Annotated in this window: 20 protein-coding genes and 1 tRNA gene; 16 read left to right on the top strand and 5 right to left on the bottom strand. The window is 57.1% G+C overall.

Features of this window, described 5'->3' with window-relative positions:
* Positions 1-6 precede the first annotated feature (6 nt).
* The 3 genes from LLF79_RS09665 to sfmF are packed head-to-tail and all read left to right on the top strand — an operon-like array spanning position 7 to position 4,123.
* On the top strand, positions 7-2,571 hold the full coding sequence (locus LLF79_RS09665) for a fimbrial biogenesis usher protein (RefSeq protein ID WP_227879442.1): 2,565 nt from the start codon (positions 7-9) through the stop codon (positions 2,569-2,571).
* A 13-nt stretch (positions 2,572-2,584) separates the two neighbouring features.
* A complete protein-coding gene (fimH, locus tag LLF79_RS09660; RefSeq protein WP_111986589.1) occupies positions 2,585-3,589 on the top strand; it encodes a type 1 fimbria D-mannose specific adhesin FimH in 1,005 nt (334 codons plus the stop codon).
* 9 nt (positions 3,590-3,598) lie between these two features.
* The gene (sfmF, locus tag LLF79_RS09655) at positions 3,599-4,123 is read left to right on the top strand and encodes a fimbria assembly protein (protein WP_070531444.1); all 525 of its coding nucleotides are present in this window, start codon (positions 3,599-3,601) and stop codon (positions 4,121-4,123) included.
* A gap of 51 nt (positions 4,124-4,174) precedes the next feature.
* On the opposite strand, the gene fimZ is transcribed toward sfmF, so the two are convergent.
* The 3 genes from fimZ to LLF79_RS09640 all read right to left on the bottom strand — a co-directional run bounded on the left by fimZ (position 4,175) and on the right by LLF79_RS09640 (position 7,059).
* Positions 4,175-4,807 carry a fimbria biosynthesis transcriptional regulator FimZ gene (fimZ, locus tag LLF79_RS09650; protein WP_008499339.1) on the bottom strand — a complete coding sequence of 211 codons (633 nt, stop codon included), beginning with the start codon at positions 4,805-4,807 and terminating at the stop codon, positions 4,175-4,177.
* An 800-nt stretch (positions 4,808-5,607) separates the two neighbouring features.
* Positions 5,608-6,336, bottom strand: coding sequence for a DNA-binding response regulator (locus tag LLF79_RS09645; protein WP_227879441.1), 729 nt, complete (start codon positions 6,334-6,336; stop codon positions 5,608-5,610).
* Between the two features lie 24 nt (positions 6,337-6,360).
* Positions 6,361-7,059 (bottom strand): EAL domain-containing protein, encoded by a 699-nt coding sequence (locus tag LLF79_RS09640; RefSeq protein ID WP_227879440.1) that lies wholly within the window; start codon positions 7,057-7,059, stop codon positions 6,361-6,363.
* Positions 7,060-7,337: 278 nt separating this feature from the next.
* Here LLF79_RS09640 and LLF79_RS09635 point away from each other — a divergent pair.
* The 13 genes from LLF79_RS09635 (at position 7,338) to LLF79_RS09575 (ending at position 23,428) form a co-directional block, all read left to right on the top strand.
* A tRNA-Arg gene (locus LLF79_RS09635) sits at positions 7,338-7,414 on the top strand.
* A 102-nt stretch (positions 7,415-7,516) separates the two neighbouring features.
* Positions 7,517-8,347: a CPBP family intramembrane glutamic endopeptidase gene (locus LLF79_RS09630; RefSeq protein WP_227879439.1), complete on the top strand. Its 831-nt coding sequence runs from the start codon at positions 7,517-7,519 to the stop codon at positions 8,345-8,347.
* Between the two features lie 358 nt (positions 8,348-8,705).
* On the top strand, positions 8,706-9,722 hold the full coding sequence (locus LLF79_RS09625; RefSeq protein ID WP_227879438.1) for an iron ABC transporter substrate-binding protein: 1,017 nt from the start codon (positions 8,706-8,708) through the stop codon (positions 9,720-9,722).
* Positions 9,723-9,746: 24 nt separating this feature from the next.
* Positions 9,747-11,321, top strand: coding sequence for an iron ABC transporter permease (locus LLF79_RS09620; protein WP_227879437.1), 1,575 nt, complete (start codon positions 9,747-9,749; stop codon positions 11,319-11,321).
* A gap of 1 nt (position 11,322) precedes the next feature.
* Positions 11,323-12,354 carry an ABC transporter ATP-binding protein gene (locus LLF79_RS09615; protein WP_227879436.1) on the top strand — a complete coding sequence of 344 codons (1,032 nt, stop codon included), beginning with the start codon at positions 11,323-11,325 and terminating at the stop codon, positions 12,352-12,354.
* A 149-nt stretch (positions 12,355-12,503) separates the two neighbouring features.
* Positions 12,504-12,779, top strand: a complete 276-nt coding sequence (yahO, locus tag LLF79_RS09610) for a DUF1471 family periplasmic protein YahO (RefSeq protein WP_021241596.1) — start codon at positions 12,504-12,506, stop codon at positions 12,777-12,779.
* Positions 12,780-12,964: 185 nt separating this feature from the next.
* Positions 12,965-15,148 (top strand): TonB-dependent siderophore receptor, encoded by a 2,184-nt coding sequence (locus LLF79_RS09605; RefSeq protein WP_227879435.1) that lies wholly within the window; start codon positions 12,965-12,967, stop codon positions 15,146-15,148.
* Positions 15,149-15,274: 126 nt separating this feature from the next.
* A complete protein-coding gene (locus LLF79_RS09600; RefSeq protein WP_227879434.1) occupies positions 15,275-17,248 on the top strand; it encodes a PhoX family phosphatase in 1,974 nt (657 codons plus the stop codon).
* 103 nt (positions 17,249-17,351) lie between these two features.
* Positions 17,352-18,740: a phenylalanine transporter gene (gene pheP, locus LLF79_RS09595; protein ID WP_227879433.1), complete on the top strand. Its 1,389-nt coding sequence runs from the start codon at positions 17,352-17,354 to the stop codon at positions 18,738-18,740.
* A gap of 229 nt (positions 18,741-18,969) precedes the next feature.
* Positions 18,970-20,205, top strand: coding sequence for an MFS transporter (locus LLF79_RS09590; protein WP_227879432.1), 1,236 nt, complete (start codon positions 18,970-18,972; stop codon positions 20,203-20,205).
* 15 nt (positions 20,206-20,220) lie between these two features.
* Positions 20,221-21,246, top strand: a complete 1,026-nt coding sequence (locus LLF79_RS09585; RefSeq protein WP_227879431.1) for a sugar phosphate isomerase/epimerase — start codon at positions 20,221-20,223, stop codon at positions 21,244-21,246.
* The gene (locus tag LLF79_RS09580) at positions 21,239-22,381 is read left to right on the top strand and encodes a Gfo/Idh/MocA family protein (RefSeq protein WP_227879430.1); all 1,143 of its coding nucleotides are present in this window, start codon (positions 21,239-21,241) and stop codon (positions 22,379-22,381) included. The genes LLF79_RS09585 and LLF79_RS09580 overlap by 8 nt, the downstream gene beginning before the upstream one ends.
* Positions 22,382-22,456: 75 nt before the next feature.
* On the top strand, positions 22,457-23,428 hold the full coding sequence (locus tag LLF79_RS09575; RefSeq protein WP_008499380.1) for a LacI family DNA-binding transcriptional regulator: 972 nt from the start codon (positions 22,457-22,459) through the stop codon (positions 23,426-23,428).
* On the opposite strand, the gene LLF79_RS09570 is transcribed toward LLF79_RS09575, so the two are convergent.
* Both LLF79_RS09570 and LLF79_RS09565 read right to left on the bottom strand, forming a co-directional pair.
* Positions 23,429-24,673 carry a mechanosensitive ion channel family protein gene (locus LLF79_RS09570; protein WP_227879429.1) on the bottom strand — a complete coding sequence of 415 codons (1,245 nt, stop codon included), beginning with the start codon at positions 24,671-24,673 and terminating at the stop codon, positions 23,429-23,431.
* Between the two features lie 65 nt (positions 24,674-24,738).
* On the bottom strand, positions 24,739-26,175 hold the full coding sequence (locus tag LLF79_RS09565; protein ID WP_227879428.1) for an MFS transporter: 1,437 nt from the start codon (positions 26,173-26,175) through the stop codon (positions 24,739-24,741).
* Positions 26,176-26,189 lie beyond the last annotated feature (14 nt).

Raw genomic sequence — 26,189 nt, 5'->3', positions numbered from 1 at the left:
AGGGCGATGAAAAACCATCAGGGACGTTACTGCCCGGTTGCGCTGGCGCTGATGGCTGCGCTCTGGCCGCAGGCTGGCTGGAGCGAAAGCTATTTCAACCCGGCCTTCCTGTCCGACGACACCGCCAGCGTGGCGGATTTGTCGCGTTTTGAACAAGGACACCAGCAGGCACCCGGCGTTTATCGCGTGGATATCTGGCGTAACGATGAATTTATCGGGACTCAGGACGTGCGTTTTGAGCAGGCAGAGAACACGCCGCCGGTGGCGGGCGGGCTATCGCCGTGTATTACGCGCGCGATGCTGGACCGCTTTGGCGTCAACGTTGCGGCGTTTCCCGAGCTGGCTAAGGTTCAGGGTGAGGCCTGCGTCCCGTTGACCACGGCCATTCCCGGCAGCGAAACGGTATTCAACTTTGCCTCACAGCGCCTGAACGTCAGCCTGCCGCAGGTGGCATTGCAGAACAGCGCCCGGGGCTACATTCCGCCGGAACAGTGGGATGAAGGCATCCCCGCCGCGCTGCTGAACTACAGCTTTACGGGCAACCGGGGCAGCGAAGACGACAGCTATTACCTCAACCTGCAGAGCGGGCTGAACTACGGCGCCTGGCGCCTGCGCAACAACGGCGCATGGCGATACACGCAGACCAACGGGCAGCGGCACAGCGAGTGGCAGAATATTGGCACCTGGGCGCAGCGCACCGTGATCCCGCTGAAAAGCGAACTGGTCCTGGGCGACAGCAATACCGGTAATGACGTCTTCGACAGCATGGGGTTCCGCGGCGGACGGCTCTTCTCGTCTGACAGCATGTATCCGGACAGCCTGCAGGGCTACGCGCCCACCGTACGCGGGATCGCCCGGACGCCCGCCAAAGTGGTGGTGCGTCAGAATGGCTACGTGATCTATCAAAGCTATGTGCAGCCGGGCGCATTTGCGATTACCGATCTCAACCCCACCTCCTCAAGCGGTGACCTGGAAGTGACGGTAGAAGAGAAAGACGGTACCCAGCAGCGCTATACCGTGCCGTACTCCACCGTGCCGCTTCTGCAGCGTGAAGGGCGCTGGAAGTATGACCTCGTCGCGGGGGATTACCGCAGCGGTAACAGCGATCAGGATACGCCGTTCTTCACCCAGGGCACCCTGATTACCGGGCTTGCCAACGGCTTTACGCTCTACGGCGGAACGCAGCTGGCGTCACGCTATACCGCGGTCGCCGTCGGGGCCGGAAAAAACCTGGGCGACTGGGGCGCGGTTTCGCTCGATATCACCCACGCCCGCAGCCAGCTCGCGGACGACAGCAAGCATGAAGGACAGTCCCTGCGCTTCCTCTATGCGAAATCCCTTAACGGTTTCGGCACCAACTTCCAGCTGCTGGGCTACCGCTACTCCACAAAAGGGTTTTACACCCTGGACGATGTGGCATGGCGCTCAATGGAAGGCTATCAGTATGCCGACAGCCAGGACGATAACGATGTGCCGGACGTGCAGAGCTATCACAACCTGACGTGGAATAAAAAAGGCCGCTTCCAGCTTAACGTTTCTCAGTCGCTGGGGGATTACGGCTCGGTCTATATCTCCGGCAGCGAGCAGACCTACTGGGGTACCGACGAGTCGAACCTCTGGTACCAGCTGGGGTATGCGGGGGGCATGAAGGGGATCAACTACTCCGTTTCGTGGTCGTGGAACAAATCCGTCGGGATCGACGGCACCGACCGGATCGCGTCGTTTAACGTCTCCGTGCCGTTCAGTATCTTTACCCGTCAGGGCTATCGCCGGGACAGCGCCATCGACAGGGCCTACGCCACGGCATCCGCCAGTCGGAACAGCGATGGCGACACGAGCTGGCAAACCGGCGTCAGCGGCACGCTGTTGGAAGACCGCAACCTGAACTACAGCGTGACGCAGGGACACACCAGCACCAACGGGTCAAGCGGAAGCGCCAGCGCCAACTGGCAGGCGACCTACGGCACATTGGGCGTGGGCTACAACTACAGCGACGATCAGCACGATCTCAACTGGCAGCTCTCCGGCGGGGTCGTCGGTCATGCCGACGGCGTGACCTTCAGCCAGCCGCTGGGCGACACCAACGTGCTGATCAAAGCGCCGGGGGCATCCGGCGTCAGCGTGGAAAACCAGACCGGCGTGAGAACCGACTGGCGAGGCTATGCGGTGATGCCGTATGCCACCGTCTACCGCTACAACCGCGTGGCGCTGGATACCAACACCATGAGCAACAACACCGACATCGAAAACAACGTCAGCAGCGTGGTGCCGACCAAAGGCGCGCTGGTGCGCGCCAGCTTTGATACCCGCATTGGCGTGCGCGCCCTGCTGACGGTAACGCGCGGCAACCAGCCCGTGCCGTTCGGCGCGGTGGTCCGTGAGACCCGGAGCGGTGTCACCAGCATGGTGGGGGACGACGGGCAAATTTACCTGAGCGGGCTGCCGCTGGAAGGCGAGCTGCTGATCCAGTGGGGCGAAGGGGCGCAGTCTCAATGTCGCGCTCACTATCGCTTATCGCCTGAAAGTCAGAACCAGGCCATTACCATGGCGGGGGCCAGCTGTGATCGTTAACGGGGATCCAAAGATGCGCATTTTACGCAACGTAATGAGCTTTGCGCTGCTGTGCAGCGCGATGCCCGCTTGGGCAACGATTTGTCAGAACGCCAATGGGGTGGCGAAGGATATCTCCTACGATCTCTCAAACGTTTTTAACAGCTCCAATAACAAACCTGGGCAGATTGTGACCCTGGCGCAAAAGTCTGGGCTGGTCGGCGTGAATGCCATATGTCCCAGAGGGACGACAGGCAAGTCCACCATGCGTAGCTACGTCACCAGTCTGCCGATAACGACGGTGATTGATAGCTACAAGTATGTGAAGCTCAATGACTATCTTGATGGCGCGATGCAGATCCACGATGACTTCGCGGGGACGTTCTATCCGCCGGCGAACTACATCCAGATGGGGGAGCACCCTAACGTTCCGAAGAACAAAGCGTTTCCGGTTACCGACTCAAAGCTGGTCTTTCGCCTGAGAGTCACCCGACGGTTTATCAATATGGTGGTGATCCCTCAGCAAACCATGTTCACCGTGTATGTGACCACCACGCCATCTGACTCCCTGAATACGCCGGTGTATACCATCAGCTATAGCGGTACCATTCAGGTGCCACAAAGCTGCGCGATAAATGCCGGGCAGGTGGTGGAGTTTGATTTTGGTGATATTGGCGCATCGTTGTTCAGCCAGGCGGGTGCCGGAAACCGTCCCCAGAAAGTCTCGCCACAAAGTAAAACCATTGCCATCAAGTGTACGAACGTGGAGGCCAATGCGTATCTGACGATGCGTATCGAGGCGGAAAAAATCGCTGGCAATGCGCTGGTATCCGATAACCCCGATCTGGGATTTGTGGTGGCGAACGATAGCGGCACGCCTCTGACGCCTAACAACCTGAACAGCAAAATTCCGTTCCGCCTGGATGACAGTGCACAGGCGCAGGTGGGGATCCGCGTCTGGCCGGTAAGCATTACCGGGAATAAACCCGCAGAAGGCCGGTTCACCTCTCGCGGCTATCTCCGCGTGGATTACGATTAAGGGGGAGAGATGCGGAACTGGAAAGGACATGTTACTGCGCTGGCGCTGGTGATGTTTCAGACCAACGCGTGGTCAGTGACAGCACTGGGCGAGATCAATATTCAGATGTCCGGCAATATTGTTGATTTTACCTGCGTCGCGGAAGGCAGCGACAGCGACAAGACCGTCACGCTGGGCACCTGGCCCACGAAACAGCTCAGCACCACCGGGAGCCGCACGCAGCCCATGCCGTTTACGCTGAAGCTGACCGGCTGTCCGCCGGGTGCCGCGTCGATTACGTTTTCGGGCAAAGCCGACGGGAGCAATAACGGTTTGCTGGCGCTGAACGACGCCAGTACAGCGAGCCGTGTCGCGGTAGAGATCAGGGATGCGGATAAAACGCGTCTGGCTCTCCAGCAGGCCAGCCAGCCGGTCTCGGTTGATGCGCAGGGGAATGCAACATTGTCGTTTTATGCCAATTATATTGCCACTGCAGATAACCCTCAGCCCGGACGAGCCGATGCGGATGCCACCTTTATGATTAACTATAATTAGCACTGACCGCACTCCCTGCAGCTCAGATAAGCTGCAGGGAGTGAATTCAGGTTAAAGCAGCTCGTGCGCTTTGGCGTAGTCGATTAATTCCACGATGCTTTGCACGCCCAGCTTGGAATAAATATTGGATTTATGCGCGCTAATGGTTTTGTTGCTTAATAGTAGCTGTTCAGCAATTTCCTTATTGGATAATCCATTCGCCAGATAGCGTAATACCGTGACCTCGCGATTTGATAATGGCATATCGACTGCCATCCCTTTCCCTGAACCCAAATGGTTTATAAAGTTCAGCGTTTCCGATGGGAAAAAGGAATAGCCCATCAGGATCATTTCTACGGCGTTGTAGATCTCACCCAAATCTTTTCGTTTACTGACGAAGCCATTTGCCCCGGCGCGAATGGCGCGACCCGCGTAAAATAACTCTGATTTAGATGAGAGGAACAGAACCTTAATGTCTTTGTTTAAGTTTCTGATTCTCTTAAGTAAAGCGAAAGCATCCGTGCCCGTGAGTTCAATGTCAAGGATCACCAGATCGATAGGGTGATTACGGATACAGTCAAGGACTTCATGGCTATCGCCAGACTTGAGCTTGACTGTGATATTCTTATTTTTCTGTAGCAGGACTTCTATCGACATTCTGACGATAGGATGTTCGTCCATAATGATAACGGATGCCGGTTTCATTTTTAATGCCTCAGATTGTTAAAAGCGTTATGCAGAGTTTGGTAAAACTCTCGAAATGCCGGAAGGATATAATGTGCAGATCCCTATACCGTAGTATTTCCCTGGAAAGAGCGAAAGCATCCTTGTTTACGTAATGAAAAGAACTATGCCTCAGCGCGGTCATCTCATTTGGCTGGTGTTGGCAAAAAGGTTTTTCTTATTCAGATTTGGTACGCATCTTATTATACAGGGTAAGTTTTTTCCGAAAACCCTGTAAATTAATATCCGCTTATGGGTTTGTATTATCTTCTGGATCTGAATCGCTATTTTTTTAAATTTAGCGGAAATATCCTGTTATCTCATTTACCGCATATTTTCATCTTTATGTAATAACAAAAAATAACACATATCTCTTTATGTTGATCAATTGTTAACAAAAATACGCATCATTTTGGGGGACTCGCCCGGTCTGATGAGGTGAACAATTGCCCTCGCAGGCCGTCAGACCTTCATCTGAAAGCGTGAAGGTTGACCTTCAGCTCCGCAACTCCTGCACAGGAGAACATGCTATCTGCTTCGCTTTTTCCTCCAGGGCGCAGTCGCTAAGCTGCTTGTTTTTACATCATTATCATCTTGTTAACGCTATCTGCATTCACTTAACGGATGGAGGAAAGTGCTGCCGTTCGTTCAATTTGTGGCATTTCACAAGGTTCTCGCCCATAAATTAGGAATAGTTATAATTTCGACTTTATTGTTAAAAATTAACATTTTTGAAACGCGAATGGTAAGTAAATTCTTAAAGCGCTTTAGGAAATAAGGGGTTAGGACGTGAGTGAAAACGTGCAGTCTGAGAGGTTATTAAGAAGATGCAACAATTCCTGTCGATGACTCAGCCCCAGCTTCACCAGGATGCAGCTAAGACGATAGATAATGCGGCTATAGGGACGATTCTGCATAAGGGCAATCTGACGTAACGTCTTGCCCCGGGAAAGTTCCTGCAGGATCGGCCATTCATTGCGGTTGAACCAGTCTTTGTCGGAGCCCTGTGGCGGGCGGGCATCCAGCAGGCTGTGCTGGAGTGCCGCGGCGTTCAGCTGGCGCTCGAGCACATGAAAGGGACCTGCCGCTTTGCAGAAAAGGCGGGTGTCGTAATTATCGGCCCGGACTAACAGCCAGGGCGTCAGGAACGGAGGAAACAGGCTATGCCTTCTCAACTGATCCAGTTTCTCCAGAAGCCCCGTTGACCGGCTTTCAATATCCACGACCAGACGGGCGGAGGGCCATTGGGTCTGTGCGATAAGGGCGTCGTCCAGCGTGGCGTAATCGCAGCAGCTGCTCAGGGGAAACTGCCCGTTGAGAAAACCGGTGCGCAGGAAATGATCCTCCGTCACCAGGAGAATAAACGGGGCGTCTGTTTTGCGGGGCTGGCTGATGGACTGGCTCAAAAATTCGAGCCGGTCGAAAAAGGGGGGAGCAAAAGGTGAGCGCGTAAATCCCAGTGCATCACTTCCTGTACGCCGCCGCCGGTAACGGCGCACTGTCATTCGCATGGTCTCCCTCCTGGAAATGGCGTTTTAATCCTCCGGCCATGTCCAGGACGGCCAGTAATATCCCTGGCCGAAGTCTGCGCCTGCCTGCAGTGCCCAGGTACGATCGCGTTCAGTCTCAATACCTTCGATAAGCACTTTCCCGGCAAGCTGAAAGCAAAGGGAAACCAGTTGCCTCAGCGCAGGGGTGTCGCGTAAACGCCAGAATGCTTCCTTATCTATTTTGATGCCGCTTAACGGAAGTCGACAGGATAAAAACGACTGCACTAAGACATCATCAATGTCATCCAGCCAGATAGCGTGCCCCTGTCTGCTCAGCTGCTGCAGATTCTGAACCACGCGCTGCTTCTGCGCGACGGACAGCGCCAAAAAAGCCGCAAGGTCGACAAGCTCAATATTGAGCGGCACGCAGGGGAGTCTGATGAGCCGCTGGAAGGACGCAGGCTCTGTCAGGACGGTTATCGGCAGATTAATAAAAAGGTTATGACCGTGCGGCGTATTTTTTAACGCAGCAAGCTGCGCCTCAAGCAGCGTTAGCGACCAGCCAGCGGACCGATCGCAAAAAAAATCCTCACTGTGCCGCGTATCGGCCAGGACGCTAAGGACCTCGACGCCAACCTGACGCAAAGAGGCGAGGGCGACGATAGGCTCAATCTTAATGCCGACGATGTCCTGAGAGAGGTACTGTAACCGGGGGGGCGTATCGATCAGGTTTTGCGCTGTCACTCCATTGTCCTGTTGTCTGTCAGCCTCCAGGCGGCCGGGATACCTGGCTCTAGTGTGACGAGCTGACGTTCAGGAAAACAGCAGGCGTTACTTAAATGCAACTAAGCCTTTTCGCAGCGCTAAATTTTACGGTAAAATAGGGAGGAATGTTGAGAAAATAGCCGTATTTACAATCGGCTAGCGGTAATTGGCCCTGAAAACGGAAAAGGCATTGACTCACCTGCCATTGACCGTATAATTCTTCGCGTTTCATCACCGCGAAGTACACGCTTCTCAGTGCGCCCTTAGCTCAGTTGGATAGAGCAACGGCCTTCTAAGCCGTAGGTCGTAGGTTCGAATCCTACAGGGCGTGCCATTTCATTTCATAGAGTTACGCCTCACTCACATCCTCCTGATTTCCGTTGTGGGACATATTTGGGACATCGACCCTAAAATTTATCGGTCATGAAGGACATTTATGTGGTATCTACTCGCAATTTCGCTTGCCGCACTTTCCCTTAATAAAAGCCTGGCTTACCTGCTGCTGGGATTAACGGCATTTCTCGGCTGGAACCAGAGCATTCTTGACGCCCCGGCGCTGCTGGTTATTGCGTCAATCGTTATTGGCTGGTCTGCTGTTGAATGGCTACGTAATAAGGATGATAAATATACTTATCTGATTGAAGGCCTGTGTGTGATCATCGCCGTTGCCCTGGTTATGCATGTGCTCCCGGGCTTCCATAATCCCAAAGTGCTGGATGCTGTCGTCGTTGGTCCGCAAAGCATACCGTTCAGTATGTACTTTAATATGGACAAGGCGGTGGTGCCGTTCTTTTTAATTACGTGCATGCCAACGCTATTCGTAGCAAAACCCCTCTATAAAATTGGCAAGCTCGGCTGGATAATATTGGTACTTGCGGTACCCGCACTGTTACTTCTGGCTGTGGCGTTGGGCGGGCTGAGAATTGAGCCACATGCGCCAGAATGGTTCGCGCAATTTGCCCTTGCGAATATTTTCTTCGTCTCTTTGGCCGAGGAAGCCCTGTTCAGAGGCTACCTGCAGCAGCGCTTGTCCCGGATCGTTCATCCTGTTGTCGCGTTGTTGATGGCCTCAGTCCTCTTTGGGCTGATGCATTATAGCGGCGGTTTACTGCTGATTATTTTTGCCAGCCTCTCCGGCATTATTTACGGCCTGGCGTGGATGTGGAGCGGCAGGCTCTGGGTTGCAACGTTATTCCATTTTGGGCTGAACTGCGTGCATTTATTGTTCTTCACCTATCCTGTGTATGCCCCTCATGCGGCTATGTGAGGCTTTTTAAATGAGTAGCCTAATAAATTTAGCTACCTCCGGATAAGCATAAAAAGCCCCCGCACTATCGGGGCTTTTTTATATCTGCCGGGCGCGCGAATAACAGTTTTACCTTCGCGCTATAATGAATAGAAGGCTAATGAATTTCGTTGTTGGCAGGCTTAAGGTTTTCTTAATCTAGAAATTATCTCGCATTAAAATTTGGATTTTTATCATTACGAAATCGGCTAAAAAGAAATTTTACACTTTTACGCCTAAACTGGATTGATACTAATTATCATTAGCGTTGTTGTATGCTTTAATCCTGTCCCACAAAGCTATGAGTGGTTACTCCCGTTGGTCTATTAAGGATATGTTCATGAATTCTCGCCTGCTGTCCTGCTTCTCGCTTGCCTTGTTGTCCTCATCCCTTTTCCTTTCCACACAGTCGGTTGCATCCGATAACAACGAAGGTATCGTTGTTTATAACGCGCAGCATGAAAACCTGGTGAAGTCGTGGGTTGACGGTTTTACCAAAGAAACCGGGATTAAAGTGACTTTGCGTAATGGTGATGACAGCGAGCTGGGTAACCAGCTGGTGCAGGAAGGCAGCGCATCGCCGGCAGACGTGTTCCTGACGGAAAACTCGCCGTCCATGGTGCTGGTGGATAACGCCAACCTGTTCGCACCGCTGGATGCCGACACCCTGAAGCAGGTACCGGCAGAGTATCGTCCGGCGCATGGCCGCTGGATCGGCATTGCTGCCCGCAGCACGGTGTTCGTCTATAACCCGGCGAAACTGAGCGAACAGCAGCTGCCTAAATCGCTGATGGATCTGGCGAAACCCGAGTGGAAAGGCCGCTGGGCGGCATCACCGTCAGGCGCGGATTTCCAGGCTATCGTGAGCGCGATGCTGGCCCTGAAGGGCGAGAAGGCCACCCAGGAATGGCTCAAGGCGATGAAAGCCAACTTCGTGGCCTATAAAGGCAACAGCACCGTGATGAAAGCGGTCAATGCGGGTCAGATTGATGGCGGGGTGATTTACCACTACTACCGCTTTGTCGATCAGTCCAAAACCGGTGAAAACAGCAAAAACACCCAGCTCTACTACTTTAAGCACCAGGACCCGGGCGCGTTTGTGAGCCTCTCCGGCGGTGGCGTGCTGGCGTCCAGCAAGCACAAAGCGCAGGCGCAGGCCTTCATCAAATACATTACCGGCAAAGAAGGTCAGGAAAGCCTGCGTACCAACAACGCCTTTGAATACGCCGTGGGCGTGAACGCGGCCTCAAACCCGAAACTGGTCCCGCTGAAAGATCTTGATGCACCGAAAGTTGAACCTTCAACGCTCAACAGTAAAAAAGTTATCGAGCTGATGACGCAAGCCGGCCTGCTGTGATCCTGAGAGTGAAGTGAAGGTCTTATGTCTGGTCTAAGTCTCGACATCGGAAAAAACAGAGTGCAGGAGCCTGCCCGCAGGTGTCCTGCACTGCCGATGGTTGCGTTAGCTGTCTTGTTTTCATTACTGGCGCTTCTGCCTTTGGGTTTTATCATTGCCATTGGCATTGAGACGGGCTGGGAAACCATTAAGGCGCTGGTGTTTCGCCCGCGTGTGGCTGAGCTGCTCAGCAACACGCTGTGGCTGACGGCCCTGGCGGTTCCGCTGTGTATCGTGACGGGCGTGGCGATTGCCTGGCTCACCGAGCGCACGCAGCTTGCCGGACGGGGCATCTGGTCCGCGCTGGCGGTCGCCCCGCTGGCCATTCCCGCGTTTGTGCAAAGCTATGCCTGGGTGAGCGTGGTTCCGTCGATGCACGGGCTCTCCGCGGGCGTGTTTCTCTCCGTGCTTGCCTACTATCCCTTTATCTACATGCCGGTTGCCGCGGTGCTCCGCCGCCTTGACCCGACGCTCGAAGATGTCGCCGCGTCGCTCGGCACACCGCCGTGGAAGGTCTTTTTCCGCGTGGTGCTACCCCAGCTCAAGCTGGCTATCTGCGGCGGCGCGCTGCTGGTGGCGCTGCACCTGCTGGCGGAATATGGTCTGTACGTGATGATCCGCTTTGATACCTTCACCACGGCCATTTATGACCAGTTTCAGTCTACCTTCAGCGGCCCGGCAGCAAACATGCTGGCGGGCGTGCTGGCGTTATGCTGCCTCGCTATCCTGGTGCTGGAAGGCGTGACGCGTGGAAAAGCACGCTACGCGCGCATTGGCGCCGGGGCTGCGCGCGAGCAGAAACGCTGGCCGCTAAAGCCTGCGGCTGCCGCGCTGGGGCAGCTGTTTTTCATGGTGCTGATCGTCCTGGCGCTGGGCGTGCCGTTAGCTGTTCTGTGTCGCTGGATTTGGCTCGGCGGGGTGGAAAACTGGATGAGCGCCGATCTCTGGCACTCGCTGCGCCAGACGCTGATGCTCGGCGTGGGCGGCGCGCTGCTGACGACGACGTGTGTGATCCCCATTGCGTGGCTCGGTATCCGCTACCCGCACCGTATCTTCCGGATGCTGGAAGGGTGCATCTATATCACCAGTTCGCTGCCGGGCATTGTCACGGCGCTGGCGCTGGTCACCGTCACCATTCATTACGCCCGTCCCATTTACCAGACGGAAATTACCCTGTTCCTTGCCTACCTGCTGATGTTTATGCCCCGCGCGCTCATCAACCTGCGGGCGGGAATTGCGCAGGCGCCGGTTGAGCTGGAAAACGTGGCGCGCAGCCTTGGCAGCACGCCCGCGAAGGCGCTCTGGAGCGTCACGATGCGGCTGGCCGCGCCGGGGGCGGCGGCGGGGGCCGCGCTGGTCTTCCTCGGCGTCAGCAACGAGTTGACTGCCACGCTGTTACTCTCTCCCCTGGGCACGCGCACGCTCTCTACCGGATTCTGGGCGCTGACCAGCGAAATTGACTATGTCGCCGCCGCGCCTTACGCGATGCTGATGATCCTGATTTCCCTCCCGCTGACCGCCATTCTCTATATGCAGTCGAAGAAAATTGCAGGGCTATGACATGCTTGAATTAACCGCCATTTCTAAATCGTTTGCTGATGTGCAGGTGCTCGACAGCTTAAACCTGAGCGTTGCGCCGGGGAGCAGAACGGCCATTGTCGGGCCGTCGGGGTCAGGTAAAACCACGCTGCTGCGTATCCTTGCCGGGTTTGAGACGCCCGACACCGGTCGTATTGTTATGCAGGGGAGAACCCTGTTTGATGAAAACCGTTTTGTCCCTGCCCACCAGCGCGGGATCGGTTTTGTGCCTCAGGAGGGCGCGCTGTTCCCGCACCTCAACGTGGCAGACAACATTGCCTGGGGGCTGGACGGGACCCGCCACGAAAAACGCCAGCGCGTTGAGGCGCTGATGGAGATGGTTTCGCTGGACAGGCAGCTCGCCACGCACTGGCCTCACGAGATTTCCGGCGGACAGCAGCAGCGCGTGGCCCTTGCCCGTGCGCTGGCCCAGCGTCCTTCACTGATGCTGCTGGATGAACCGTTCTCGGCTCTGGATACTGGCCTGCGCGCCATGACGCGAAAGGCCACGGCCGATCTGCTGGCCGAAGCGGGCGTGGCCTCGATTCTGGTTACCCACGATCAGAACGAAGCGCTCTCCTTTGCCACGCATGTTGCCGTCATGCGTTCCGGACGCTTCACGCAGGTCGGGACGCCTTATGAGGTTTACACCCGTCCCGTTGACGAAGAGACGGCGCTGTTTCTTGGTGATGCGCTGATCCTGCCTGCGCAGCTCACCGCGGGCTACGCCCTCTGCGCCCTGGGTGAGGTGCCCACAGACAACCCGCTGGCGACAGGGCAGGGCAGAGTGATGCTGCGCCCGGAGCAGCTGAGCGTGACGGCATGCGCCTCACATGAAAGCCCGATCTCCATTCTTGATGTGGATTTTACCGGTCACCTGTCGACGCTCACCCTTGGGCTTACCGGACAGCCGCAGCCCGTGACCCTCAAGACCGTCAGCCAGCCAGGATGGAACCCGGGCACGGCGGTTCGCATTGATATTGCTGGCACCGCGCGTGTATTCGACTATTCTTAATATTCATTAATAATTTCATGCAATGGACTGTTATAAAAGAATTTTCCAGAATATATGGCATTTCCTGAGATTCTCTACCATGCTCATAAAACCTCACCATCATGCGTGAGGTTTTTCGTAGTTGCTGATTAATCTCAAGGAAAAAGGTTATGAAAAAGACGACTGCTATTTTGTTGGGAACGGCGTTACTGTTTACGACCAATGCTTTTGCTGCCCAACTGCTGACTAAAAATGAGTTCAAGAAAGTCGAGTCTCAGTATCAAAAAATCGGTACGGTAAGCACCTCAAATGAAGTATCGGTTGATGATGCAAAAAAAGAACTGATTGAGAAAGCCGATAAGCAAGGCGCGGATGTTCTGGTGCTCACCTCAGGGAACACCAACAATAAAATTCACGGTACGGCTAATATCTACAAGAAAAAATAACGTCATTGCAGCCACCCCATTTTGGGGTGGTTGTTCCTCATCCTGTCTCCCCACCTCTTCCTGTTGTTCGCGGTTACGCTTGCTAACGCACGGATAATGCGTATAGTTCTCATTTGCATTGCTATCAATACATTCTAAGGCCTGACAACGGGCTATTTTTGCGCGCACTTTCAAATGAGTTAACGATGAACAACACCAGAATACACAAAACGCTGCTGGCGCTCGCCGTTGGCGCGGTAACGCATTCCGCCTTCGCGGCGGACGATCAAAAAGAAGATACCCTCGTTGTGCACTCTGCACCGGTCAGCGATTTCAAACCCGGTGGGGACCAGCTGGTACCGGCCTTCCTTGACGGACAGGTGGCGAACGGCGGGCGTATGGGGATGCTCGGTCAGCAGAACGCCATGGACGTGCCGTTCAACATCATCAGCTACACCTCGAAGCTGGTGGAAGATCAGCAGGCGAAAACCATTGCTGATGTGATCGCCAACGACGCGGGCGTACAGTTCGTTCAGGGGTACGGCAACAGCGCGGAAACCTACCGCATCCGTGGCCTGAAGTTCGACGGCGACGACATGACCTTTGGCGGTCTGTCCGGCGTGCTGCCGCGTCAGGTGGTGGATACGCAGATGGTTGAGCGCATTGAGATCTTCAAAGGGGCAAACGCCCTGATGAACGGCGCGGCGAGCTCGGGCGTGGGCGGGATGATCAACCTTGAGCCAAAACACGCGGGCGAACTCCCGCAGGCGAAAGTGGGCCTGGACTACACCTCCGATTCTCAGATTGGCACCACGCTGGATGCGGGCCGTCGCTACGGCGACAGCGACCAGTTTGGCGCGCGGGTGAACCTGGTCCACCGCGAAGGGGAAACCGGCATACCGAACGACCGCCGCCGCACCACGCTGCTCTCCACCGGTCTGGATTACAAAGGCGACCGTTTCCGCACCTCGCTGGATCTGGGTTATCAGAAGAAAACCTTCCACGGCAGCCCGACCAGCGTCAATATTTCGGCGGTGGATTTCGTGCCCGAGCCGCCGAAAAACGATCGCAATTTCTCGCAGAAGTGGGCCTACAGCGATATCGAAAACGAATTTGGGATGTGGCGCAGCGAGTACGACATTACCGATAACTGGACGGCCTATACCGGCCTGGGCGCGCAGCACGCGCACGAAGAAGGGATCTACAGCGCGCCGAAGCTGCTGGATAAAAGCGGTAACGCAACGGTCAGCCGACTGGATACCAACCGCATCAGCGATTCCGTCAGCGGCATGGCGGGCATTCGCGGCAACTTCAACACCGGCTTCGTCTCGCACAAGGTCAACGTTGGCTATTCTGCGATGACCAAAAATGAAAAGATCGCGTGGAAAATGTCGGCGACGAAGGATAACCCGACCACCAACATCTACCACAACACCGGCGTGGATATGCCAGACAGCACCAACCTCAACGGCTCCGGCGGTAAATACAGCGATCCGCTGACCAGCGGGCGCACCCGCACCCAGGGCTGGCTGCTGAGCGATACCCTGGGCGTGCTTGACGACAAGCTGCTTTTCACCGCAGGCGCGCGCCATCAGAAAGTGGTCGTTCGCGGGTATAACAAAGTTACTGGCGCAGAGAACGACGCGGACGGCTTCGACGGCAGCCGCTGGATGCCAACCTACGGCGTGGTTTACAAACCGTGGGAAGAAATTTCCCTTTACGCCAACCACACCGAAGCGCTGCAGCCGGGCAAAACCGCGCCTAACACCGCCACCAACTACGGCCAGAGCACCGGTATCGTTCACTCTAAGCAGAACGAAGTGGGCGTGAAGGCGGACTTTGGCCGCGTGGGCGGATCGCTTGCGCTGTTTGAGATCAAGATGCCGTCGGCGATCCTCGACAGCAACAATCACTACGGCCTGGACGCCGAGCAGCGTAACCGCGGCGTGGAGCTGAACGTCTTCGGCGAGCCGATGCTCGGGATGCGCCTCAACGCCAGCGCCACCTGGCTGCAGGCGGAGCTGACCAAAACCAAAAACGGCGTAAATCAGGGCAACGATGCCATTGGTGTCCCGAACGTCTACGCCGTGCTGGGCGCGGAATACGACATCAAGCCCGTTGACGGTTTGACAGCGACCGCCCGCGTGAACCACTCCGGCACGCAGTACGCTGACCTGGCAAACACCAAAAAGCTGGACAGCTACACCACGCTGGATCTGGGCATGCGCTATCGCTTCGCGGTGAACCACAATGCAAACCAGATGACCGTGCGCGCAGGCATCGACAACGTGACCAACGAGAACTACTGGGCCAGCGTAGACGATTCCGGCACTTACATCACTCAGGGCGAACCGCGGACCTTTAAGGTCTCGGTTGGCTACGAGTTCTAAGCGTTCCACCTCGTTATCCGGGGCAGGGACGCCCCACACCTCCGCCGTTGTGTTATAAAATTGTAATAAAAGCTTCTTAGACTGGTCGCCGACTCCTTACCTCTTGGCCAATGACAGGAAGCCACTATGGGCAGACCCCTCAAATCCGTTTTTAAAAAAGAACATCGCGACGACATCGCTAACCGCAGCGCGAACCCGGTATTCTCCGAGGTTGCAGAGGTGTTCCTCTCCCGCCGTCGTTTTCTCCAGATGGGCGCCGTGGCGGGCGCTGCCGTTTCATTCCCCTTTCTGATCAAACCCGAAAATGCGATTGCCGCGGTATCAAAGCCTTCTGCACTGGCAAAAGCGGTTTCCCTGGGCTTTACCAGCATCGACGTCTCCACGGAAGATACGGTGAGGGTGCCGGAAGGCTATATCGCCCGCCCGTTTTATCGCTGGGGGGATCCGACGGGGCTCAAAAACAACATGCCGGCCTTTAAGCCGGATGCCAGCAACACCGTGGACGAACAGGCTGCGCAGGCGGGCATGCATCATGACGGCATGGCGTGGTTTAGCCTGCCGCAGGGGGAGCAAAACCCGGAGCATGGCCTGCTGGCAATGAACCATGAATACATCGACAACGGGATGCTGTTTACCGACGGTACGGCGAACTGGAGCCTCGACAAGGCCCGCAAGGGGCAGAACGCGATGGGCGTGTCGGTGGTGGAAGTGAAAAAATCGGGCAGCGACTGGCAGGTGGTTCGCCCGTCTTCGTATGCCCGCCGCATTACCGTCAATACGCCGATGCAGCTTACCGGCCCGGCGCGGCATCAGGACTTAATGAAAACCGCCGCCGACCCGCAGGGGGAGCGCGTGCTGGGCACCATGCAAAACTGCGCTAACGGCCACACGCCGTGGGGCACCTATCTCACCTGCGAGGAAAACTGGTCGGATATTTTTGTCAAAAAAAGCGATCTCAACCCGCTGGAAAAACGCTACGGGATCAGCGACAGCGATGAATCCTACCGCTGGAACGAGGTGGACGAGCGGTTCAGCGTTGATAAAACCCCTAACGAACCTAACCGCTTCGGCTGGGTCGTGGAGATCGATCCCTACAACCCGACCTCCACGCCGCGCAAGCACACCGCCCTGGGCCGCTTCAAGCATGAGGGGGCGGCCGTCACGCTTGCCGCCGATAACCGCGTGGTGGTCTATATGGGGGACGACCAGAAGTTCGAGTACATCTATAAGTTTGTCTCGGACAAAAAATACGATCCCGCGAACCGTGAAGCCAATATGCAGCTGCTGACGTCCGGCACGCTGTACGTTGCCCGCTTCAACGAAGACGGGAGCGGCGACTGGCTGCCGCTGATCTTCGGGCAAAAGGGTCTGGATAAGAGCAACGGGTTTGAAAACCAGGGCGATCTGCTGATTAAAACCCGCCTGGCGGCAGACGCGGTGGGGGCAACGAAGATGGATCGCCCCGAGTGGATAGCGGTCGACCCGCACGCCAGCGGCAGCGTCTACTGTACGCTCACCAACAACAGCGATCGCGGGAAGGAGGGTAAGGCACCGGTTGATGCCGCCAACCCGCGCGCTAATAACGTGTTTGGTCATATTATGCACTGGCACGAAGAGGGGGCCGATCCTGCTGCCGCTCGCTTTAAGTGGGATATTCTGGTGATGGGCGGGCGGACCGACAGCGACGATCCGAAGGCTAAAGGTTCCATGCAGGGGGCGGCCTTCGGCAGCCCCGATGGCCTGTCGTTCGATCATCAGGGCGTGCTGTGGATCCAGACCGACGTCTCTTCCAGCACCATCAATAAGAAAGCCTACGAGGGGATGGGCAATAACCAGATGGTGGCCACCATTCCGGGCACCAACGAGTACCGTCGTTTCCTGACCGGACCGCGCGGGTGTGAAATCACCGGGATTGCGTTTACGCCGGATAACCGGACGCTGTTCATCAACATTCAGCATCCGGGGGAGGGCGGGGATGATATCACCGACCCTGCTAACCCTCGCGCTGTTTCCAACTGGCCAGACGCGAATCCGAACGGACGCCCGCGTTCCTCAACGGTGGTCATCGTCAAAGCGGACGGCGGGATCATCGGCTCATAACCTTGCATCGCCGGGGGCATGCCGTGCCCCCGGCGTTAAACTTGCTACCGCCAGCATGAAGTGTTAAAACGTGCCCCTTCTAAAAAAGAGACAGGGGTAGGACGTGAAAGACGCGTCATCCGCTTCAGGCCATGGTAGCGCTGAAGCCTCGTCGGATCAGAATCCGACGCTGCAACGTGGTTTGCAAAATCGACATATTCAGTTAATTGCCCTTGGCGGCGCAATCGGTACCGGGCTCTTTCTCGGCATCGGCCCCGCTATTCAGATGGCCGGTCCGGCGGTGCTGCTGGGTTACGGTATCGCCGGGATTATCGCCTTCCTGATCATGCGCCAGCTTGGCGAGATGGTCGTTGAAGAGCCGGTGTCAGGCTCCTTCGCGCATTTTGCCTATAAATACTGGGGTCCGTTCGCAGGCTTCCTCTCCGGCTGGAACTACTGGGTGATGTTCGTGCTGGTCGGGATGGCGGAGCTGACCGCCGCAGGCATCTATATGCAGTACTGGCTGCCGGATGTCCCGACGTGGATCTGGGCGGCGGCCTTCTTCATCATCATTAACGCCGTTAACCTCGTCAACGTCCGCCTGTATGGCGAAACCGAGTTCTGGTTTGCGCTGATCAAGGTGCTGGCGATTATCGGCATGATCGGCTTCGGCCTGTGGCTGCTGTTCTCTGGTCACGGCGGCGAGCGCGCCACGATCGATAACCTTTGGCAGCACGGCGGCTTCCTGGCGACCGGCTGGAAAGGGCTGATCCTCTCGCTGGCAGTGATCATGTTCTCCTTCGGCGGGCTGGAGCTGATTGGCATCACCGCCGCGGAAGCGCATGACCCGCACAAAAGCATTCCGAAAGCGGTTAACCAGGTGGTGTACCGTATCCTGCTGTTCTACATCGGCTCGCTGGTGGTGCTGCTGGCGCTCTACCCGTGGGTAGAAGTGAAATCCGACAGCAGCCCGTTCGTGATGATTTTCCACGATCTGAACAGCAACGTGGTGGCTTCTGCGCTGAACTTCGTCATTCTGGTGGCGTCGCTGTCGGTCTATAACAGCGGCGTTTACTCCAACAGCCGCATGCTGTTTGGTCTCTCCGTGCAGGGTAACGCGCCGAAATTCCTCACCCGCGTCAGCCGTCGCGGCGTGCCGGTGAACTCGCTGTTCCTTTCCGGGGCGATTACCTCGCTGGTGGTGCTGATCAACTATCTGCTGCCGAAAGAGGCCTTCGGCCTGCTGATGGCGCTGGTTGTCGCTACGCTGCTGCTGAACTGGATCATGATCTGCCTCGCGCACCTGCGATTCCGCGCGGCGATGCGCCGCAAGGGGCGCGAAACGCAGTTCAAAGCGCTGCTTTACCCGGCGGGGAACTACCTCTGTATCGCGTTCCTGGCGTTGATTCTGATGCTGATGTGCACCATGGATGAGATGCGCCTCTCGGCGATGCTGCTGCCGGTGTGGGTGGTGTTCCTGTTTATCGCGTTTAAGCTCTCACGCAAAAAGTAGCCCGTTTTTCTCCCTCTCCCTGTGGGAGAGGGCCGGGGTGAGGGTAACAGACCGCACCTGCCTTCACGCCCGGTGGCGCTGCGCTTACCGGGCCTACAAAACACTGCTTCATCTTTATCGTGACCCCTCTCCCAAATCTTCTACGATCCACAGGAACATTATTTTGTAATCGATTACTTTTCATTTGAATCATTTTGTAATCGATTACTTTTTCCGGGTGAGGCTTATTATGGTGTCAACTGAAAGTAGTGAAAAGACGATAGCGCAGCATCGGCTGCTGGTGCCGCGGCTGTCGCTGATGATGTTTCTGCAGTTTTTTATCTGGGGTAGCTGGTCGGTTACGCTAGGGCTGGTGATGACCCAGCACAACATGTCTCTGCTGATTGGCGATGCGTTCTCCGCCGGGCCTATCGCCTCCATTCTCTCGCCGTTCGTGCTCGGCATGCTGGTGGACCGCTTCTTCGCCTCGCAGAAGGTGATGGCGGTGATGCACCTGGCGGGCGCGGCGATCCTCTGGTTCGTGCCGGGGGCGCTGATTGCCGAGAACGGCGCGCTGCTGATTGGCCTGCTGTTTGGCTACACGCTCTGCTACATGCCGACGCTGGCGCTGACCAACAACATCGCGTTTCACAGCCTGGCAAACGTGGATAAAACCTTCCCGGTGGTGCGCGTGTTCGGCACCATCGGCTGGATCGTGGCGGGCATTTTCATCGGCGTCACCGGCGTGGCGGCAAGCGTTACCATCTTTCAGGTGGCGGCGGCCAGCTCCGTGCTGCTGGCGCTTTACAGCCTGACGCTGCCGCACACGCCTGCTCCGGCGAAAGGCCTGCCGGTGAAGGTGCGCGATCTTTTCTGCGCGGATGCCTTTGCGCTGCTCAAAACCCGCCACTTTTTCGTCTTCTCCGTCTGCGCGATGCTGATCTCCGTCCCGCTCGGCACCTATTACGCCTACACCGCCTCGTATCTGGCGGATGCGGGAATTGCCGACGTCAGCACCGCCATGTCCTTCGGGCAGATGTCCGAGATCGTCTTCATGCTGGTTATTCCGCTGCTGTTCCGCCGTCTGGGCGTGAAGGTCATGCTGCTGATCGGCATGCTGGCGTGGTTTGTGCGTTACGCCATGTTCGCACTGGGCGTCAGCGAGGAGGGGCGCATTCTGCTGTATCTCGGCATCCTGCTGCACGGCGTCTGCTACGATTTCTTCTTTGTCGTCGGCTTTATCTACACCGACCGCGTGGCGGGCGAAAAGGTGAAAGGCCAGGCCCAGAGCATGATCGTGATGTTCACCTACGGCATCGGCATGCTGCTCGGCTCGCAGATTTCCGGCGCGCTCTATAACCGCCTGGTGGCAGGGCAGATCGTGCCGCAGGCGTGGGTGACATTCTGGTGGATTCCGGCGGTAGCGGCCGCGGCGATCGCGCTGATTTTCCTTCTCACGTTTAAGTATGACGATGACAAGGCGTAACGTTCAGGAGGTGGTATGAGGACGATGAAAGGACCCGGCATTTTTCTGTCGCAGTTTATTGGCGCAGAAGCGCCGTTTAATTCGCTCGACGGGCTGGCTGAATGGGCGGCAGGTAAAGGTTATAAGGCGGTGCAGATCCCCTGCAACCATCCGCACATCTTTGACGTCGAGAAAGCCGCAGAGAGCCAGACCTACTGCGACGACATCGCCGCTAAGCTGGCCGCACACGGGCTGGTTATCAGCGAACTGTCGACCCATCTGGAAGGGCAGCTCGTGGCGGTGAACCCCGCCTACAGCGACGCGTTTGACCACTTTGCGCCCGCTTCCGTGCGCGGTAACGAGGCGGCGCGTCGGGCGTGGGCCACGGAGAAGCTGAAGCAGGGGGCGGTCGCCTCGGCAAGATTAGGTCTGAAAGCACACGCCACCTTCTCCGGCTCGCTGGCGTGGCCGTTTTTCTATCCGTGGCCGCCGCATAACGAGCAGCGTTTTCAGGAAGCATTCGAGGAGCTGGCGACCCGCTGGCGGCCGATTCTGGATACCTTCGACGAGCAGGGCGTGGACGTCTGCTTTGAGCTGCATCCGGGGGAAGATCTGCACGACGGCGTCACCTTCGAGCGTTTTCTTGCGCTGGTGGACAACCATCCGCGCTGCAACATTCTCTATGATCCAAGCCATATGCTGCTCCAGCAGATGGACTATCTGACCTTTATCGACATCTTCCATGCGCGTATTAAAGCGTTCCACGTGAAGGATGCCGAGTTTCGCCCCAGCGGGCGCAGCGGCGTCTACGGTGGTTACCAGCCGTGGATCAACCGCGCCGGACGCTTCCGCTCGCCCGGCGACGGGCAGATCGACTTCAAAGGCATTTTCGGCAAGTTGACCCAGTACGACTATGACGGCTGGGCGGTGCTGGAGTGGGAGTGCTGCCTTAAGGATGGCGATACCGGGGCGAGTGAAGGCAGTGAATTTATCCGCCGCCACATCATTCCGGTTGCCGGGCGCGCGTTTGACGATTTCGCCGCAGGGGGCAGCCATGATTAACGTCGGGATCGTCGGCAGCGGGTTTATTGGCCCGGCACATATCGAGGCGCTCAGGCGCCTTGGGTTTGTTCAGGTGGTCGCGCTGTGCGACGGCTCGCTCGTTAAGGCGCAGGAAAAGGCGCGCCTGCTAAACGTACCGCACGTGTACGGTAGCGTTGAGGAGCTGCTCGCGCACCCTGATTTGCACGTGGTGCACAACTGCACGCCGAACCACCTGCATGCACAGATTAACCGCCAGATCCTGCGCGCGGGCAAGCACGTGTTTTCCGAAAAGCCGCTGTGCATGATCCCTGAGGAGGCGCGCGAGCTGGTGGCGCTGGCAGAGCTGGCGGGCGTGGTGCATGGCGTGAGCTTTGTCTATCGTCAGTTTGCGATGGTGCGTCAGGCGGCGAGCATGATGCGCGCGGGCACCCTCGGGCGGCTGTTCGCCTCGCACGGCAGCTATTTGCAGGACTGGATGCTGCTGGAAACCGACTACAACTGGCGGGTGGATGCCGCGCTCGGCGGTGCGTCGCGGGCGGTGGCGGATATCGGTTCCCACTGGTGCGATACGGTGCAGTTCGTTACCGGGCGGCGCATTACCGAGGTGATGGCTGATTTATCCATCGTCTGGCCGACGCGCAGGGCCAGCAAGGTCGGGAATCAAACCTTCTCCCACGACGAGCAGGCGGAGTATGTAGACAAACCGGTCACGACCGAAGACTCCGGCTCGGTGCTGTTCCGCTTTGACGACGGCAGCAAGGGCTGCTTTAGCATCTCGCAGGTGAGCGCCGGGCGTAAAAACCGCCTGACGTTTGAGATCAACGGCAGCGAGCGCTCGCTGGCGTGGGACCAGGAGGTGCCGCAGCAGCTGTGGATCGGCCATCGCGCGCAGGCCAACCAGACGCTCACCGACGATCCGGGGCTGATGAACCCTGACGTGGCCGACAGCGCCCGCTTCCCCGGCGGACATATCGAAGGCTGGCCGGACGCCTTCAAAAATATGATGGCGCAGTTCTACCGCGCCGTGCAGGCGGGCGCGATGCCGGAGACGCCGCAGTTTGCGACGTTTCACGATGGCGCAAACGTGATGTATATCATTGATGCCATTGTGAAAAGCCATCAGCAGCAGCGCTGGGTGCGCGTGGAACAATAACGCGTTGCCCGGTTCGCCGGGCAATAAATTTATGGTAGCCTGCACAAAACGCTAACCGCAGGATGTGTCGTCGCTATGTCAATTCAGAAAATCGCTCAGCTGGCCGGGGTCTCCGTGGCGACGGTCTCCCGCGTGCTGAATAACAGCGACACCGTGAAGGCGAAAAATCGCGAGCGCGTTCTGCGGGCGATTCAGGAGAGCAACTACCAGCCAAACCTGCTCGCCCGTCAGCTGCGCACCGCTCGCAGCTATATGATCCTGGTGATGGTGTCCAACATTGCCAACCCGTTCTGCGCCGAAGTGGTGAAGGGCATCGAAGCCGAGGCGGAGAAAAACGGCTACCGCATTCTGCTGTGCAACTCCGGCTCGGACATCGAGCGCTCCCGCTCGGGCTTAAGCCTGCTCTCCGGCAAAATCGTCGACGGCATTATCACCATGGACGCCTTCTCGAAGCTGCCGGAGCTGGCCGCGCTGATTGGTTCTGCACCGTGGGTGCAGTGCGCCGAATATGCCGATGCGGGCGCGGTCTCCTGCGTCGGCATCAATGATGTGGACGCTTCACAGCATGCCGTCAGCCAGCTGGCCGACGGCGGCCGCAAGCGTATCGCGATGATCAACCACGATCTCAGCTACAAATATGCCCGCCTGCGCGAACGCGGCTACAAGAGCGTGATCCACCTGCGCGATCTGGACTATCAGGCGGTGGAGTATGCCAGCGATCTCAGCTCCGGGGCGGGCATGGCGGCGATGCAAAACCTGTTAAAAAATAATCCGCCGGATGCGGTATTTGCCGTTTCCGATACGCTGGCGGCGGGCGCGCTGCGCGCCATTCAGCAGGCAGGTCTTCGGGTGCCAGAGGATATTGCCGTGGTCGGCTTTGACGGTACGGAGCTGGCGGACATGATTTCGCTCACCACCATCGAACAGCCGTCGCGGGATATCGGGCGCAAGGCGGTCGATCTGCTCTTAAATAAGATCGACAACCCGGACGCGCCCACGGAAAGGGTGATGATGGACTGGCGCTTTATTTCCCGCGCCAGCACCTGATTATCTGGCAATAACGCCTGTCAGGGAGCGAATATCATTCCCCGTAGGCGACTGGTGAATGCGCAGACCAAATTCATCCACCACCGCGAAAATATGGTCGAAGATGTCGGCCTGAATCTCCTCATATTCCGCCCAGACCACCGTGTTGGTGAAGGCGTATATTTCAATCGGCAGGCCGTTGGCGTCCGGCGCGAGCTGGCGCACCATCAGCGTCATATCTTTACGAATGCGTGGGTGGTTGCGCAGATATTCGTTCAGGTAGGCGCGGAAGGTGCCGATATTGGTCATCTTGCGCAGGTTTAATACCGATTCCCCTTCACCGTTCTGCTGATTCCACAGGCTAATTTCCTCATGACGTGCGGCCAGATAGGGCTTCAGCAGTTTCGCCTGAATGAGCTTCTGCTGCTCCTGTTCGTCGAGAAAATGAATGCTGGTGGTATCAATGTTCAGGCTGCGCTTAATGCGTCGTCCGCCGGAGGCCGACATGCCGCTCCAGTTGATAAAGGCGTCGGAGACCAGCGCCCACGTCGGAATGGTCGTAATCGTATTATCGAAATTGCGCACTTTCACGGTGGTCAGGCCGATATCCGTCACCGTGCCGTTGGCACCGTATTTCGGCATCTCCAGCCAGTCGCCGAGCTTGAGCATATCGTTGGCGGAAAGCTGGATACCCGCTACAAGTCCAAGTATCGGGTCTTTAAACACCAGCATCAGCACGGCGGCCATGGCGCCCAGACCACTGATCAGAATCGCCGGAGACTGGCCAATCAGCAGGGAGATAATCAATATTCCCACCAGAATGGCGCTCACCAGCTTGATGCCCTGGAAAATCCCCTTTAGCGGCAGCTGCGACGCGGTGGCCATTTTCTGCGACAGATTGAAAATCACGTCCAGCAGCGAGAAGAAGGAGAGCAGGGCATAGACCATCACCCACAGCTTCGCGCAGGTGGTGAGTATTTCCGCCGCTTCGCTGCCCTTTTGCAGCCACAGTACCGCCTGGACGTTGACGATTATCCCCTGAAGGGTAAAGGCCAGACGGTGAAATAATTTATTCTGGGTGATGATCTGCAGCCATAAATGGCTGCTGGCCTGCGCGCGCTTTTCGAATGCGCGAAGTACCCCTTTGTGCAGAATAAAATGAACGATGATGGCGGTAAGAAAAATAATACCAAAGATAATCACTAAAGAGGTGGTGTGATTAATTTCAATGCCTAACTCTTCAACCTGAGCAATCAATTCCTGCATAACGTCTCCTGTATTTTTGCAGCCCCATAATGGCGGCTGCGGATCTATTATGCAAATTCACGAACTTATTTGGCGGCCTGACAGATCTTCGCCACCGGCAGGCACAGGCTATGGCGGATACGCAGTGTCGCCAGAGCAAGTACCACCATCATGGTCGTTTCCACCATCAGGAAGACGTTCACCGCCTGGGTGTAATCCCCGTGATGGTTTTGAAGCGCGTGCAGCAAAATGGCGCCAAAAATGGCCGGGCCGAGGCCCAGCGCGGCCTGCTGCAGGGTGCTTAAAATAGCGCTCGCGGCTCCCGCGTCGTCAGGCTGAATGTCGCGCATCCCGATGCAATAGAAGCTGTTCACGATCAGCGCCTGCCCGTAGCCCACCAGTCCGGTCGCGGGTGCCAGCGTCAGGGTGGTATTCTCCATGCCCCAAACGCGGAACGTGGCGATCAGCGCCAGCAGGCCGGTAATCTGGATCGCCAGACCCGTCAGCAGGATTGTGCTGGTGCTGTAGCGGGCAATCAGCCGCGGCGCGAACCAGGCCGAAACAAAGTAGGTCACGCCAAGGGCGATAAAACTGTTCCCGGACTGCCACGGCGCCATCCCCAGACCGGTTTGCATGGTCAGTGCCATACAGAACATAAACCCGGACCAGGCGCTGAAAAAGAGCATCGCAATCAGGACGCCAAAGCGCACGCTGCGAAGCGCAAGCAGGCGCGGCGGGATCAGCGGGTGGGCATTCTCACGCTCTTTTTTGCGCGCGTTCAGCGCCATCAGCCAGGCCAGCGGGACAAGGGCGAGCAGCATCGCCTTCAGCGGCCAGGACCAGTGCCACTGGGGGCCGAGCGCCATCGGGAACAGCAGGCAGCAAAGCATGACCGCCAGCAGCGCGGTACCCGGCCAGTCGATGCGTGACGGCGTCTCGCGACGGGTTTCCGGTACGAAGCGGCGGCTCAGCGCCAGCACCACCAGACAAATCGGCACGTTGATAAAGAAGGCGTTACGCCAGCCCAGCCCGGCGATATCCGCCGATACCAGCCAGCCGCCGCCCATTTGTCCCACGATAAACGCAATCCCGCCGATGCCGCCGAACAGGCTGATGGCTTTGGCGTGGGCGGTGCCTTTCAGCGTGACGTGCAGCGTGGCAAGAATTTGCGGCACGATCAGTGCGGCCCCCGCGCCCTGAACGATGCGCGCGGCGAGCAGCTGTTCAATGTTCCCCGCCATTCCGCACAGCAGCGAGGCCAGGCCAAAGCTCGCCACACCCCACATGAACAGACGACGACGGCCAAAGTTATCTCCCAGCTTGCTGCCGAGCGCGAGGCAGACGGCAAAGGCCACGCCGTAGAGGGCGACGATCAGCTCCAGTTCGGTAGCGGTCGCATGCAGTGAATGGGTGATGGCGTCCAGCGCCACGTTAGTGATTGAGGTATCAATCATCGGCAGCATCTGGCCGGTTAACAGCAATATCAGGCCAGCGCGACCCGGTGAAACAACTGACGTATTCATGGTAACTCCATTGC

The organism is Enterobacter cloacae complex sp. 2021EL-01169 (assembly GCF_020733125.1).
GTDB lineage: Bacteria > Pseudomonadota > Gammaproteobacteria > Enterobacterales > Enterobacteriaceae > Enterobacter > Enterobacter roggenkampii.
This window is presented reverse-complemented; position numbering and strand designations above follow the sequence as displayed.

What these genes read in the sequence shown, in the direction of transcription:
- LLF79_RS09665 (WP_227879442.1), top strand. Translation starts at nt 7, where the DNA reads ATGAAAAACCATCAGGGACGTTACTGCCCGGTTGCGCTGGCGCTGATG.
- fimH (WP_111986589.1), top strand. Translation starts at nt 2,585, where the DNA reads ATGCGCATTTTACGCAACGTAATGAGCTTTGCGCTGCTGTGCAGCGCG.
- sfmF (WP_070531444.1), top strand. Translation starts at nt 3,599, where the DNA reads ATGCGGAACTGGAAAGGACATGTTACTGCGCTGGCGCTGGTGATGTTT.
- fimZ (WP_008499339.1), bottom strand. Translation starts at nt 4,807, where the DNA reads ATGAAACCGGCATCCGTTATCATTATGGACGAACATCCTATCGTCAGA.
- LLF79_RS09645 (WP_227879441.1), bottom strand. Translation starts at nt 6,336, where the DNA reads ATGCGAATGACAGTGCGCCGTTACCGGCGGCGGCGTACAGGAAGTGAT.
- LLF79_RS09630 (WP_227879439.1), top strand. Translation starts at nt 7,517, where the DNA reads ATGTGGTATCTACTCGCAATTTCGCTTGCCGCACTTTCCCTTAATAAA.
- LLF79_RS09625 (WP_227879438.1), top strand. Translation starts at nt 8,706, where the DNA reads ATGAATTCTCGCCTGCTGTCCTGCTTCTCGCTTGCCTTGTTGTCCTCA.
- LLF79_RS09620 (WP_227879437.1), top strand. Translation starts at nt 9,747, where the DNA reads ATGTCTGGTCTAAGTCTCGACATCGGAAAAAACAGAGTGCAGGAGCCT.
- LLF79_RS09615 (WP_227879436.1), top strand. Translation starts at nt 11,323, where the DNA reads ATGCTTGAATTAACCGCCATTTCTAAATCGTTTGCTGATGTGCAGGTG.
- yahO (WP_021241596.1), top strand. Translation starts at nt 12,504, where the DNA reads ATGAAAAAGACGACTGCTATTTTGTTGGGAACGGCGTTACTGTTTACG.
- LLF79_RS09605 (WP_227879435.1), top strand. Translation starts at nt 12,965, where the DNA reads ATGAACAACACCAGAATACACAAAACGCTGCTGGCGCTCGCCGTTGGC.
- LLF79_RS09600 (WP_227879434.1), top strand. Translation starts at nt 15,275, where the DNA reads ATGGGCAGACCCCTCAAATCCGTTTTTAAAAAAGAACATCGCGACGAC.
- LLF79_RS09590 (WP_227879432.1), top strand. Translation starts at nt 18,970, where the DNA reads ATGGTGTCAACTGAAAGTAGTGAAAAGACGATAGCGCAGCATCGGCTG.
- LLF79_RS09585 (WP_227879431.1), top strand. Translation starts at nt 20,221, where the DNA reads ATGAGGACGATGAAAGGACCCGGCATTTTTCTGTCGCAGTTTATTGGC.
- LLF79_RS09580 (WP_227879430.1), top strand. Translation starts at nt 21,239, where the DNA reads ATGATTAACGTCGGGATCGTCGGCAGCGGGTTTATTGGCCCGGCACAT.
- LLF79_RS09575 (WP_008499380.1), top strand. Translation starts at nt 22,457, where the DNA reads ATGTCAATTCAGAAAATCGCTCAGCTGGCCGGGGTCTCCGTGGCGACG.
- LLF79_RS09570 (WP_227879429.1), bottom strand. Translation starts at nt 24,673, where the DNA reads ATGCAGGAATTGATTGCTCAGGTTGAAGAGTTAGGCATTGAAATTAAT.
- LLF79_RS09565 (WP_227879428.1), bottom strand. Translation starts at nt 26,175, where the DNA reads ATGAATACGTCAGTTGTTTCACCGGGTCGCGCTGGCCTGATATTGCTG.